Origin of the sequence: Maribacter polysiphoniae, from assembly GCF_003148665.1 — a bacterium.
Classification (GTDB): Bacteria; Bacteroidota; Bacteroidia; order Flavobacteriales; family Flavobacteriaceae; genus Maribacter_A; species Maribacter_A polysiphoniae.
In genome coordinates this window covers 1-15,683 of sequence record NZ_QGGQ01000020.1, presented here as the reverse complement: position 1 = coordinate 15,683, position 15,683 = coordinate 1, and the positions used below count along the sequence as shown (strand labels likewise).

6 protein-coding genes are annotated in these 15,683 nt (G+C 40.3%); all 6 read right to left on the bottom strand.

Annotated elements, in window-relative coordinates; genetic code table 11:
• A partial coding sequence (locus LX92_RS21860) for a hypothetical protein (protein WP_146197901.1) occupies positions 1 to 1,199 on the bottom strand: 1,199 nt, incomplete at its 3' end.
• Between the two features lie 498 nt (positions 1,200 to 1,697).
• Complete coding sequence (locus LX92_RS21855) at positions 1,698 to 6,287, bottom strand: FG-GAP-like repeat-containing protein (RefSeq protein ID WP_211315902.1); 4,590 nt, start codon at positions 6,285 to 6,287, stop codon at positions 1,698 to 1,700.
• A 448-nt stretch (positions 6,288 to 6,735) separates the two neighbouring features.
• Complete coding sequence (locus LX92_RS21850) at positions 6,736 to 11,133, bottom strand: beta strand repeat-containing protein (RefSeq protein WP_223308462.1); 4,398 nt, start codon at positions 11,131 to 11,133, stop codon at positions 6,736 to 6,738.
• Between the two features lie 290 nt (positions 11,134 to 11,423).
• Positions 11,424 to 13,364 carry an OmpA family protein gene (locus LX92_RS23015; protein ID WP_109655125.1) on the bottom strand — a complete coding sequence of 647 codons (1,941 nt, stop codon included), beginning with the start codon at positions 13,362 to 13,364 and terminating at the stop codon, positions 11,424 to 11,426.
• A gap of 12 nt (positions 13,365 to 13,376) precedes the next feature.
• On the bottom strand, positions 13,377 to 14,327 hold the full coding sequence (locus LX92_RS21840) for a PorP/SprF family type IX secretion system membrane protein (protein WP_109655122.1): 951 nt from the start codon (positions 14,325 to 14,327) through the stop codon (positions 13,377 to 13,379).
• A 15-nt stretch (positions 14,328 to 14,342) separates the two neighbouring features.
• On the bottom strand, positions 14,343 to 15,683 hold a 1,341-nt coding region (locus LX92_RS21835), incomplete at its 5' end, for an Ig-like domain-containing protein (protein WP_146197900.1).

Here is a 15,683-nt window from a genome sequence, read left to right as displayed (position 1 = left end):
CCTGTAAGTTCACTTACGTTAACAGCTACCGTATATTCCGTATTGTTACCTACTACGTTCGTACTTACATCAGTTCCTGAACCTTCTACTACCGTTGTTGTTAATTCACTTGAAGTTATATCGCTATCCAATTCCTCCAAGGCCGCCTGTACGTCCGTACTGGTAATATTACCCGCTGGGGTAACCGCTACCTCACCTGCATTCTGGTCATCCGCAGCGAAAAGTCCGTCCGTCGTTACCGAAAGGTTGTTGCCTGACGTGGCACTGATCTCCGTTGATACCGTATATTCCGTATTGTTGCCTACTACATTTGTACTTACATCAGTTCCTGAACCTTCGACAACCGTTGTTGTTAATTCACTTGTAGTTATATCGCTGTCCAATTCCTCCAAGGCCGCCTGTACGTCCGTACTGGTGATATTACCCGCTGGAGTGACCGCTACCTCACCTGCATTCTGGTTATCTGTAACCATTGTCCAGTTAGTACCATCATAGACATACAACTCATTGGTTGCCGTATCTAAATATGTAACTCCAGGATTGTCATTTACAGGAGCACCTGCGGGTACACCACTACCACTAGTGGTAAGTTCATTTGCTGGGTCTATATCCAAGTCAAGTCCATTACTCGCTGCTAAATCGGCAATAGCCTCTTCTACTGTGGTCTCATCATTTCCGTCCCCATCAACATCCAATGGGTTGGTTAAAGGCACTTCTGTACCTTCTTGTTCATCAGTATCTACCAAAGCGGCAATATCGGCCAATGGAACAGAAACTACATTTGTATCTGAATCAATTATATCCAAAGTACCATTGGTACTATTTACCGTAAAAGTCACATTGGTCGTATTGGTATCAATTATGGCTGCGATATCTGCCAACGGAATAGATACCGTATTTAAATCACTATCCGTCAATATGAGGTTCACACCATCTTCAGTTAAAGACGCGTTGGTAGTATTGGTATCCGTACTGGTCAACTCCCATGAATTTCCGTCCCAAAAATAGATAGTCCCTGTTGTGGTATTTACATATAAGTCCCCAAGGTCCGCTCCAGCAGGAGTATTCGCTCCTGGTGCTGAGACATCCGTTCCTTGTAATACTTCACAATTACATTGGTCCTCCAGGCTTACCGTAGTCTGCGAAAATGCGAATCCTGAAAACATTAGGAAAATCAGAATTAAAATTTTTCTACTCATGACAACTTCTTTACTTATAATGGTTTGGTGTTTCAAAATCTTTTAGTTAGTTGGTTCTAGCTATTACAGGAACAGCTGTCCTATTAAAAGCTAGTATTTAGAATAAACATAAATCAGATATTTTTCCCTTAGGGACAAAGCTTGTACATAAGAGGATTACCCTTGCTTGGTCTTGCTGGTTTGTAATCTCCCAGATCTCCGATTTAATAGTTAAGTTATTCATTGTTAGTGTTTATTGGTATTGATTCTATTTTCGTTTCGGATCAAATCAATTTCATACATCTAACAAAATTACTCTGATCACTTCCTTAGGAAAATATTTGTTGTGTAAGTCGGTATTTGTACTGTATAGCACTATAAACATGAGGTATCGATATCGTCATTTCTCTATTTCAAGGGTATTTCATTGGTCGATGAGCCCAATTATAACAATGGTTTCCAAGGATTCTAATCGTAAGGTATTTCCTGCATTTCATTACTTTTTCGTGAAATGGATTCTTAATTTTTATTTACACGATATGTAATTCTACGATTGGTTATTATGGTTTTGGCGGCTACAGTCAAAACACCTGTGGCAGAAATATCCCCACTACAAACAAAAGCTGAATTCGAAACAATAACCCTGTACTGATTTCCCGTATCAGAGGTGGTTGGATTTGTGATTATCAAGGAGTCCGTGGCTGTCCCACTATAGATTCCACCATCACTCAAATCCATCCAACTTCCTCCATCGAATAGTTGCCACTGATAGGTATCAATATCTGTCCCCGTTATCTTTATCTCCCCGGTACATCCTGGGCAAATTGTGATATTTGAAGGCTGACCGACAATCGAAGCAGGGCTGCCAGCTTCTTGAAAATCATAGGTACTATTGGTGTTTGCATCCGCAGGTGTTGTGTAACCATCGGTACCAGAGATAACCAAACCATTACCATCAACAGTAATTGGATTGGGACCCAAAAGCCCGTCATTATTTCCATCGGTATATCCTGCCTCATCAACATCGTTACAGCCATCATCGTCGGCATCCGATTCTATGGCGTCTATGCTACCATCACTGTCCGAATCTTCTACTATGTAATTTACCATCTCATTGTTGGGAGTACTTTGGACAGCATCTGGAACTCCATCAGTACCTATGGCACCATTTACTACACCATTGGTATGCGCAGCACCATGACCGGCTTCAACGGCATCGTAAATACCATCATTATCACTATCCAAATCAAATGCGTCGATCACCCCATCCCCATCGGTATCTTGACACAGACCATTTTTAGTCACATATACGAAATCAATTGCTGTACCGTTGGCCGTTCCTGAAGGTGTAGCTGCAAAACGTAGCGTGGTTGTATTCGTTGTGGCAATAAAGGTTTGTTCAAAATAATACCAGTTTTGGGGCCCTACAATATTATCAACTATGCCAAATGCCGTCGTATTCAATGTTTGGTTCATAAGTGAATTACTACCAGAATCCAATACACTAACATTCAAGATTACCGGATCACCCACGCGATGACCGACATCTTCACCCCAAAAGAAAGAAAAGGTATATGTTTCCCCTGGTTCAGTATTTATTATTTGGGTCAGGACATTATTACTACCTCCTGAAGCGGCATTGTTCCCAATTACGTCTATATACTGCCCGCCCTTATACGCAGGAGCAAAATCGTTTGACGACCATGACATTCTTTGGTTACCTACCCACCCATCCATATTTTGGGTATAGGACCAACCGGTCAAGGGATTGGTATTATAAGTAGCCCCAATAAAAGTACCCCCGGCCTCAGTAAAACCATTAGGAAATTCTACAGCATCCGAGAAATCCTGCGCCTCAAAATTTCCGTTAACAACCAAATTACCACAGCCTTCATCAATATCCAGTATTCCATCATTATCATCATCAAAATCTTCAGCATCGACTATACCGTCCAAATCATTATCAGGACGATCATCAAGAGCATCCCTAAAATCAACATCGCCCCCCGTTGTGGCGTCATTATCAGTATCCAATAAGGTCAAGGGTGTATTAAGGGGGTCATCGATGGTACCCCCAGGATCGTCATAACCGGTCAAATCAGTATCAATACCATCATCCAAACCATCATTATCGGTATCGACACCTGCTAGCGCAATACCAGCTTCGGTGGTATCACCATGGCCCTCATTATCGCTATCTACATCCAAATAGTCTGGATTGTCAGCCCCGTCGGTGTTTACAGGAAGTAATCCTCCTAAATACGATGAATTCACTCCATTGTTCGCCGCATAGATAGCATTGCTATCCCCATTTGGTGGTGTATAGGTAAGCGTTGTTTGGGCCTCTACGTTATCAGGTATGCCATCTCCATCACTATCCAAGTCTAAATCATCATATAATCCATCACCATCAGTATCTAAGGCCCATGTCCATAGTATTGCACTAACCAGCAAATCTTCACCTGCGGAATTTAATCCACCATCATGACTGGTATGGGGAGCTGCAACCCTTCTACCTGGGGCGATACCCGTATCCATTGCCTCACCTACCTCCCAGGCTATAAGGTTGGCAGTTCCGTCTGGGTGTTGTCCCAGTTTCGTGCCGGTTACTACGTTATTTACATAAAAGTCACCGCTACCAATATCTAAATTGCCCAAAGGCAAGCTAAGCGTTATTGGATGTGTATTGTTAATAATATTTATCAAGTTAGTTGTCGGATTCCCTACAGCACCTGAAGTTCCAAACAATTCATCAAAAAGAGCATTTTCACTGGTAATTACGCCATTAGTGGTTGTTGCTAGATTACTGATATTCGCAAAGGCAGTACCACTGCTCACGGAAGGATGTACATATGTTACCGAATAGTTATTGGCATCCTGTGAATCATTATCGTCCGCTAGGGTCAGGGTGTAGCCTAAGTTCGTTAATTTGTCGATGACATTTTGTTGATCTGGGGTGATTGTGCCATCTAAAACCCAAAGTACCGTCTTTGGCCGCTCTACAACATCCAAAATACCATCATTATCATCATCAAGATCACAAACATTATTAAAGCCATCACCGTCGGTATCCAATCCAGAGGAATCTGTGCATGGCTCAAAGATGGTCACGGTTGCTGTATCACTTTTCCCCTGGGCTGGACAAAGATTCGATGTGGCATCGGTAATGGTATAATCAAACGTGGTACCCGAAAAAGGGGTTGCTGCACTATAGGTATATGTAACCAATCCGGCATCAGCATCGTCAATAACAACGGAACCGATCGCTGGTTGTACCACACTTTCGATAAAGAAATTCTCTCCATCGGGCTCCGAATCATTATCAAACAGACTGATTTGCACCGAGACCGTGTTACCATGGGCTACCGTTTTTAAATCATCATTTGCTATTGGTGCATTTGGATTTTCGATAAGTTCGGCATTGGTGGTCGTCAAGGAATAGTGGTTTGTTCCAGGAATAGTACTAGGTTGAGCTATTGCTGTAGCGATAAGTCGCGTAATTCCATTAACAGGATCGTTAAAGTTAGGGTAATGCACCTCGATGATATAGGTCTCACCTTCTCCTAGTGGCAAACCAAAATGCACTTCCTCAGGTTGTTGTGTTCCATGACCGTAAACGCCATTTACCTGTCTTAGTCCACTGACGATATTCCCGGCACAATCCCTAATCAATACGTTCGTTCCGATAGCCACCCTGCCCGGAAAACCACCTGTATTACCATTTGCATCACGATCTTCTGTTACATCGACCAATAAATGATTTTTTCTATTGGCAGCAGGGAGATTATTTAGATACAACTTATTTTTATTTCCATTGATATTCATATAAATATCCAAATCCCCATCATCATCAACATCAACCATGGTTGTACCTTCACCATCCCGGCCTGAATTAAAAGTCTGACTATCCAAGCTAAACGACATTGCAGTACCACTACCAACCACGCCTGGTGCAGGTGTAGGGCTATTCAATTGATTAATGTACAGATAACTCCTGTTCCTACCCACCAATAAAATGTCGATATCACCATCATTATCGATATCACCGCCCGCCAAAGCATCGATCCGTGCAGAAGAAGCACCACTATTTGAACTTGATGGTTGGGGTAGTCCCGGAAAAACCGCTGCACCCAATGGGGTCCATGTACCGGCATCGTTCCTATAAATCTGGGTGAACCCATTTTCGGTCCAAACAGCATCCAAATCCCCATCATTATCCAAGTCCCATAGGCCATTCCCCCCTTTATTTCCGTTTTCGGCTTGAGCCAAATCCGCTCCATTGGTAAACGTACCCCCTTGGTTCAGGAAAAAATCATTCTCATCACGTTTACGCATAAAAATATCGACCCAGCCATCATCATTCACATCGGCTGCAGAACCATAATCCCCATCCGTCGCGAATTGATTAAGTCCAAAGTTCACAACACCAGTACCATTACCTGTAGTGATATGGGTAAATAAAGAGGCTGCGGGCGGGTTTACAATGGTGCTGGTCGTGTGATCGATATAATTGTTTCTTAAAAGTTCAATCCCATAATTATGGCTATCAAAAAAGATATCGAGATCCCCATCACCTTCAAAGTCAAAAAAACCTGCTCCTTCAGCATTTATCGGATTTATATTGATTGTAAAGCTGCCTCTACCCACGGTAATGGGCGTATTACCTCCCGCACCATCACCAAAGGTTCCACTAGTATTTTGAAGATAGATTTGCAGTGCCGCCTTTCCACCACCTCCACTGGTCCCACTGGATGTAATCATAAAATCAGGCCGGCCATCGTTGTTTAAATCACCCCATGCGGCCTGTCTTTCCGCTACATCATTACCCATACCTGTAATAAGAGCAGCCCTAACATCCGTGAACGTATTATTTCCATTGTTGCGCATGAGATAACTTCTTGTGCTCCCATTTACATTTTCAAGGACCAAGACATCCAGATCTCCGTCATTGTCATAATCGGCCCAAGCATGGCCACCGTCTTTGTTACCCCCGATATCAAGGTTAAAGGAGGCTGCAGTTTCAGTAAATGTCGTTTGGGAAAAAATATTCTGAAAACCAAAAAATATGAATACCCCAATAATGCAAACAAATGATTTATGGGATATCATTTTGGAATTTCCAAACATGACAGTTCTTAAGATAGGTTTCATGAGAATCAATGAATTCTAGGTTCTTCACAAAAATTGATGTAATAAAAAAGAAATAAAAGAATTTGTTGTATAGTTGAAGATTTTTGGCATTTAACATTACAAAAGTGTTGTTACGCAAAATAAAACACTGATATACAATAACTTATATGTAAGAATATTCTTTAATTTTATTAAAATAACAGCCACCTTCCCTTATCCAAGACCATATCAAGACCAAATCCCTAAGGTTTTATATGGGGCCATCTAACATCCGTTGGCTATGGTAATTGGTTTATTCTACCCTTAGATTAATAGAAATACCACCATTTTTTCAAAGCACTGAAAAATGGAAGTTCTTTACAAATACCCTTTTATCAATAAGTTGTAGATTCTATGGGATACTAAGGATATCATTGATTATAGACAATCAATTTGATTTCACACGATAGGTAATTCTTCGGTTGGTAATTACCGTATACGTTTTTATGACACTCATGGGAGAGAATTCGGATGTTGAATTGGAAAGCGTTGCCGTCGTTGTTAAGAAATGACCTATCGCAATCCCGGAAGGTAGGGGAAAGGTAAATTTATACTTGTTTGTATTATCGGTATTTCCATCAATATCGGTATAGACAGCCGTGCGCGAGTCTGAATCGTCCACACTCCCTTCGACAAATGAAGCCAAAAATACTTGACCTTCGCCATAATCGGTTGTGAGACCCATTTGGTTATCACCTGTAGCTGCCGAACCTTCATTGATATCGGTCAAGAACACCTCAATGGTTGAACCCGGTCTCGCCCAGCCCTCAACAACCAAATTAACCCCACTTATATAGGCCCCAGAGACAATAGGAAAGTTCAGGGTACCGTTAGCCCCATTATCCCCATCGCCATTATCATTCAAGGAAACACCATCCTGATTTAGGTCAATCCCAAGGGCCGGACCAGCCGTACCATTCGCATAAAATGAATTCTGGGAGATTAAATTACCCGTACTATTTCCTTTCAATTCAATACCAGCGCCTGCATTCCCATAAATTTTATTCCCCGTGATAACGGCATTGTCATCGCCCAACAAAATTCCCGCAAGACATCCTCCACCCATCACTCCCGAAGTAGTAATCGAGTTTTGATCAATGGTTATTGGACTTTTAATTTTTTCTGCATCAATACCCAGTCCACCCGAATTTTCAATCAAATTCGTTTCGATAACGATAGCATCCCCATCTTTCACTTCAATGGAAGGTTTACAGGCGGCGCTACCATTATTGGTAAAATGATTGCTTCTAATCGTCGTTGCCGTGCCACCATCTAAAAATACCCCATTATCTACGGTGGTCGCAATATAATTCCCTTCAATAAGGGTTGTACCATCTTTTATCCAAATTCCTGTTTCAATCGCCCCTGCATTTATTCCTGCCGCATTGACGCCTATAAAATTATTTGAAACGGTCAGGGAACCACCTTCCATTAAAACAGCTGATTTATCATCGGTAACAAGGGCAAAGTTTCGAATTTCCGTATCTGTTCCCTTATTGACAAAAATTTCCCCATCCGGTTTATTTATTTGTATCTCAGGCAATTCAAAATTTGGAAGCGCCGTTGAAGAAACACCTACTGTTGTTCCACTTGCACCAACCGTTCCTGTATTGGAATCACCCGAATAGGCAGTTTGTGTACGGGCATCAATTATTGTTGTATTGCCGGTAATATCACTTAAATCACTACTGGTTATATCAATACTAAATATTCCCCCCGTATAATTGGCATCTGCCGTTCTACCTAATGCATCCCCTGTAGGAGGAATCATGAAAACGGATACATCCTCACCTGCAACGGGATCGAATATGGAGTTGGATTCAATATCCAGTCCTGTTTCATCCAAAGCATTGGAATTTATTATAAACTGCTCCAAGGAACCTTGTCCATTTTCATTGGTATTGACGATGGTATTGAAATTAAAGCCAAAATTAACCCCAACAACCCCATTGCTGGCAACCGAAACTTCAGATACACTTTGCGCATTATTGATTACCCCTAAAGCAACATCTTGTATATTTGCAGGATAAGCTCCTCCTATTTCATTTACAACCTCAACCAATGAGCCAACTGTTCCATGAACCCTATAGGTCTGTACTGGATAACACGCGGAGCAGTTTAAACCTCCTCCTCGAGTCGACTTTACCGTAGAATTCACAACCTTAATACTATAAGTACCATCCGCCATACCTCCAAATGAATAATTGCCATCGATATCGGTCGACTTTCTTTGGATAAAATTATCGGATGAATCAAACAATTCTACAATTGCACCAGAAACACCAGCTCCTCCAGATGTGATTTCATCGCGCCCAACACCACCAGGATAATTATAATCTTCGAATACAGTACCAGCAATCAAATTTGATGGAACTTTAAGAACCACCGCCGCGGAAATCACGAAATCCTGTCCTACATCCACATTTGCCGTGACTTGGGAATCACCAGGAGAAATATAGGTCGAGATATCATAGGTGTCCAAATCTAGACCATATGTTGTAGACACATTATATATAGGTGATACTGTATTGTCATATATCGTGGAATTGTAGGCATTATTACCCGTTTGCCCACCATCACCGGATTGAATGTATGTGTTTGATGCTTGATTCGTAATAGATAATTCTTCAGGGTTCGTTGATCCTGAACTGGAGCCATCAAGAGTTGAATCACCCTCCCATGAAAGAAATGAGGCCTTCGCTCCTAACCCTGCTATAGCATAGAACGAATCAAGAGTAAATGAAGTTCCATTATTACTTAGACCATCAAAACCTTGATATAAATTAATGTTTACTGCAGGTAACGATTTATCTTCATAAAAAACCATTAATGACCAACCACCCAAAACGGTGGCTGTTGAGCAATAATCCCCTGTATTATCAATAGTTAGATCAGAAAAATCAAATACATTCGTAGAGGGATTTGAAACGCTTTTCACAATACTCGTTACATCACCAACATAACCATAAAAATTTCGTGTAGTTAACGTAGTTTGATATATGTAATTTGCAGATACTGTTTGGCCTTCGAATGTTACCACAGGGTCAGTCACATTACTCGAGTGAGCCCAATATAAATATGCTTTTTCAATCGTTGCCGTTCCTGGAATTTGTGAAATCAATGTATTGGATGAAGATGTTGTAATCGAACAGGCATCTGTAAAATTGTCATTGGTTCTCAAAGAACCACCTGTTGTGGTATAATCATAATATCCATCAAACTCCTTAAATAGCGTTAAGGGATCGTTAGCAAGTATCTGTGAATTTATGGTTCCCCTGCCAGTATCTGAATAATTAATAGTCGCATATGATGCTGTGGCCCCAGTAAATTCTATTGTAAAATCTTCCGCCAGCTCCGGTATTCCATCGTTTGATATGGGCACTGAAATAGTTTGTATATTTCCAATTTGTCCATTAAAAGTTAAAGTTCCCGATACCGAAGTATAATCACTACCGGCTAGGGCTGTACCATCAACTGTTTGAAAATCAACTGTAAATGAAGTAGGTATAAAACCAAAAAAAGGTACCGTAAAACCATGGGCTGCACGGGTTTGTTCTACCGTGAATACGGCATTACCTATTGTTTCGTCAAAAGTAATATCAGTAATTATAATTTTTGGCCCTTCAGGATAGCAATTTACCGAAGCAATCCAACCTGCACTAGTAGTATTCCCATTAGAGGTAAATCTAAATGTTAAACAACCAGAACTATCTTCTGATTCTATTACTGATGGTACATTGTTATTGTTGTATTGACCAATTAAGGTTCCACCGGTTGAATTACCATCATATATATATAATAAATCACCATTATCAATATCGAAATTTGTAAAATCAACACTTATATAGTTATTGGCCATATCAGGGCAAATCGTATATACTACATCTTGATTGTTACTATAATTATTCAACCCACCTGGATCCAAAAAAGTATCATTACAAGTTGTAACCGAACTCCCATCAGTCATTATTAAAGCATCATCATCATTTATAGTACCCGTGCCAATGTCCGTGATATCAACACTACCATCAGATACACTTGTGAATTGAACGGTGAAAGCTTCGGTATTTTCAATTATTCCGTCATCCAATAGGCCTACCGAAATGGTCTCGGAATCACCAGAGGTTCCATTAAAATTCAAGGTGCCGGATGTTACATTATAGTCTGAACCAGATGTTGCAGTACCATCAACTACATTGTAGTTAGCCGAAAATGCCCCTGATGCATCAGTTCCAGTATGGGTAACCGTAAAAATCATAGTGCCATCATCTTCATTGGCGGTAACATCATTTATCGATAATACGGGTATTGGTGCAGGAAATGTAGCTGTAATTTGAACGTTGTCTAGATACGCATAATCATCATTACGCCAATTATTAGTAGACTTTGAAAATCGTATTGTTGTATTTGCGGATATATACGCCGAAATATCCTGATTAAAATATCCTGTGGAATTACCTCCTGAAACCGTTCCAATTGACGTATAACTCGAACCTCCATCATTCGAAATCTCAATGGACAATGCTCTACTACCACCAAGACTAATAGTTTGCCAATCAAAAGTCAAAAATGCCGAACTAGCTCCTGTTAGATTAACCGTTCTTCTAATATTTTCAGACCATATATAATAAAACTCCAAACGGTTACTATTGATTCTAATGTACTGACTACTTGGCCCATTATCTGTGTCTCCAGTTTCCGTCCAATTCGTTGCCCAATTCTGAGTGCCATCATTATTGGCATAAGATACAGCGCTAAAGTTATCCAAAAAAGTCTCCTGTCCCATTACCATGGATGTAGCAAACAGAAGATAAAAAAATAAAATAACCCTTTTGAATTTTTGCAAATGCATTACTCCGATTAAATTTTCATAAAATTACCAATACGGTCCAATATACCTTAAGTAATGTTGTGTAACCCCTGTTTTAAGGTATGAAACAATCAAAATGCAGCATTTCTTACAAAAAAATAAATGTATTTTATCGATAAACACAAGAATATAAGCAGGTTACAAAACAATTTAAAAAGAAAGGGCACCTTCGTTGAAGGTGCCCTTTCTTTTAGTGAATAGCCTTTTTATTCCAAGATAATAAACTCAGACCTACGGTTTTTTTCATGTTCCTTTGCCGAACAACGAACTCCATTCTCACACTGGTTCATTAATTTGGTTTCCCCAAATCCTTCCCCTTTTAATCGGCTTTCCGCAATACCTTTGGATATCATGTATTCCACGGTCGACTCGGCTCTTTTTTGGGACAACCAAAGATTATATGAATCCTTACCACGGCTGTCGGTATGGGAATTGACTTTTATCCTTAAACTTGGATATTTCTCCATGGCGGCAATGACTTTCTGAACTTCAATTTCAGAGTCTTTTCGGATGTTATACTTATCAAAGTCAAAATAAATGGTGCTTAACTGTAGTAATTTGGCCAAATCATCCCCAAAACCTGCAGTGACTTGATCTCTTTCCAAATAGAAATCTATAATATTCGGCTTGCCATCTGACTTGCCCAAATATTCTTCGGAAGGCACATAGCCCTGCATCAATGCCCTTACAAAATTACCACGATTACAATCGATGGATAGTTTATAATTTCCGTTCGAATCTGTGATGGTCGTATACACTTCCTCATTATCCTCATCGATGACCTTTACCGTGGCCCCTACCAAAACTTCATTGGTTATCTTGTCCCTAACGGTTCCTGATATTGCCTGATCACAAACCAATTTCAAAGGAACTGTTTCAACAAAAGCATAAATATCATCAGCACCTAGACCTTCATCCCTATTCGATGCAAAATAACCTTCTCTAGTATCCTCATTGAAGATGAATGTAAAATCATCCATTTTACTGTTCACCGGTTCCCCTACATTCACAACAGCCCGGTCATACTTACCCGACTCTATCTTCGTTGCAAAAACGTCCAATCCACCCAATCCTGGATGGCCATCGGAAGAGAAATACAAAACATTGTCCGAGGTAATAAAGGGAAAGGTTTCCCTAGCCTCCGTATTTATAGTATTACCTAAGTTCTTTGGAGTCCCATACTTACCATCCGCATATACCGTCACGCTAAAAATATCGGACTGCCCTAAAGATCCAGGCATGTCAGAAGCAAAGTACAAAGTTCTTCCATCTGGACTAAAAGCCGGATGTGCCGTGGAATATGAATCGCTATTGAATGGTAATTCCTGAATATTCGTCCATACCCCATCTATGAGTGTTGCCCGCAATAATTTCAGTCTGATTATACCATTTTCATCGGTAATGTATTTACCATCCTTAAAATTATTCCTTGTAAAATAAAGGTGTTTGCCATCACTGGTAACCACTGAGGTAGATTCATGCAATCTTGTATTGACATCCTCTCCCAGTTTCATAACGTGATTCGTATCCAAACTATCGGTATCTACCTTGTACAAATCCAAAAAGTCCTTGGAATTCCAAGTATGTCTATATCGTGCTAAATTACCCGTATCCCTATCGGAGGAAAATATGAGTCCAGCCTTATAATAAGATGGTGCAAATTCTGAATAAAAGGTATTGTAATCAAATGATTTGATATCGTACCTACCCGAATTCTTTTTTATTTCATCCAAATAATCCTTTTCCCCTTTGTAAAATCCTGCCCGTACATCATCCGCGGTAAGACTACTGAACTTGGACATCATTTCCTTAGACGCCTTATAATCGCCCAAACTTTTCAGGGATTGGGAATATCTGAAATAATATTCTGGCCCAATATCATTGCTGTATTCGGCCAATAATTTTTTATAGGTATCGGCGGCTTCCTTATAATCGGCATTAAAATAATAGGAATTCCCTAAATTCTTTAATAGATCCGCAGACACATAGCCCTTGTCGAGAACCCTTTTATAAATATCAATGGCCGGACTGAATGAGTATTCCTGATACCTTTGGTTGGCCTTGTTAAGAAGTTTTTCTTGCCCCCAAGTAAATTGAGTGACCAAGAAAGCCAATACCATAACAAGTAAAATATTTTTTTTATTCATCTTTAATTTTCTTTAGAAGAATCTAGGTGAAACCAGGTTTCGGAAAGCTTTAACCAGTTCATACCTTAAAAAAACCTCGAATGATCCGTCATTGAATTGAGTTCCTCCTAAATCTGTAGTTTCCCTATCATACGCCAATCCCAACATCAACTGGTCTGAAATCTGAAAACCTGCCATCGCACTCACTGCTGCATCCCATCTATAAGCGGCACCAAAAGTGAATTGTTCATTGAACATGAAACTTGCTGAGAAATCAACTTGTAATGGAGCCCCACCAACCACTTTGGTCAATAATGCAGGTTTGAATTTAAGGTTCCCATTCAATTCCATTACATATCCTGTGATTAAATAGAAATTGATACGTTCTTGGGACAAAAACTGAATATCATTTGAATCTTGTTGACTATTATCAAAATGTTCCGTTTCCAATAAATTGGGTGCCGAAAGACCAGCGTAGAACGTATTTGTATGATAATAGACCCCAACCCCTACATTGGGTGAAAATTTATTCTCAATGTTTTCCTCATTTACCGGTTCAACATCAAAATTCCGTAACCCTTGGAAATCCAAGTTCAACAAATTACCTCCAGCCTTAAGACCGAAAGATAATTTACCTTCCCTGGAAACATCCACTGTATAAGAAAGAACCGCATCAAAATAGGTTTCCTGTATTACCCCATCCCCTATTTCGTCATTCACTATGGAAATACCATAGCCCAACTTACTATTTCTAATTGGGGAATGAAGATTCAAGGTCTGGGTTTTTGGAGAGCCTTCCAGCCCTACCCATTGTGACCGATACAATGCAGCTATACTCAATTGCCCTCTTGAACCCGCATAAGCAGGATTCACACTCATGGTGTTATACATATACTGTGTGTACTGGGCATCTTGTTGGGCAGATACGATCTCTGTAGTTAGTATTGACAACAATACCACTAAAATGCTATTTCTTAACTTCATAAATAGTATAAGGTGTTATTTACTTACGTAGATATATCCACTTTCAGTATTATTCTTACTATTTCCGTTTTGGTATTCAAAGATATAAAAATATATACCGGAAGGAAGATACTCCCCTTCACTTACCGTAGACCTACCTTTGGATTTACCGACGAATACATTATTTTGATTGTTATAATCCCTACCCTCATACACAGCAACACCCCATCTGTTAAAGATCTTCAAGGAATTGTTTCGGGCATTGCGAACGCCTTTTATGAATAAGAAGTCATTCTTACCATCACCATTGGGAGTTACCATTTGATTTACCAAAATAGAATCTTCTTCGGCAACGCTCACTTGAATGGTTACTATTGCAGTATCACAGTTTGAAGGATTCGCTATTTCACAGATGGAATATTCAATGGTATACGTACCCTCTGTTGTACCTGGTACTACCTCAATAGTACCATCTGGATTAATATTCAACGCCTCTGTGGCGGTTACCGTAAAAATAACGTCATCGGGATTCAAGGATTCCCCGTTCAAAGTATCATTATCAAACACATTGGCATTGGAAACCAAACCTCCCTCAGTGCCATCAATAGAAGTACCACTGTAATCGTCATCGACCGCAACTATTACCGACACCGGTGTGCCCACTGTTACAGTAACGGTGGCCGTATCGCAATTGCCAAAAGCATCACAAATTGTATACTCAAAGGAATCCGAGCCAACAAACCCATCGTTCGGAGTATATGTAACCGTATCATCATTGGGATCATCCGGAGTACCTCCATCATTAATTACCACTGTTCCATCAGAAGGATTACCTACCGTTAAGGTATCTATATCAGGTATACCTGAATCATTAGACAAGACATCAACATCGACAGGTGTATCCATTTCCGTAGAAGCCATATCATCAACAGCATCCAGTTCAGGAGCAGTACCCACCTCTATGGTCACTGTTGCCGTATCACAATTACCCTGTGCATCACATACCGTATAGTCGAAAGAATCGGTACCCTCAAAATCAGTATTAGGGGTGTATGTTACCGTATCATCACTTGGATCATCAGGTGTACCACCATCATTAATCACAATAATACCATTTTCTGGATTGGTTACCGTCAACGTTCCATTTTCAGGAATACCCATATCATTATCCAAAATATCTATAGTCAAGGGTGTGTTGGTTTCCGTAGCGACCATATCATCTATTACGTCCAACAAATCATTTGTTGGATCCAAATAATCCGGTGTACCATCGTTGTCCGTATCGTCATTGGTCGGGTCACCATCCGTGTCAGCATCCTCGTTGGGCGTGTCGATACCGTCACCGTCATCGTCAAGGTCCCTATAGTTCACATCCTC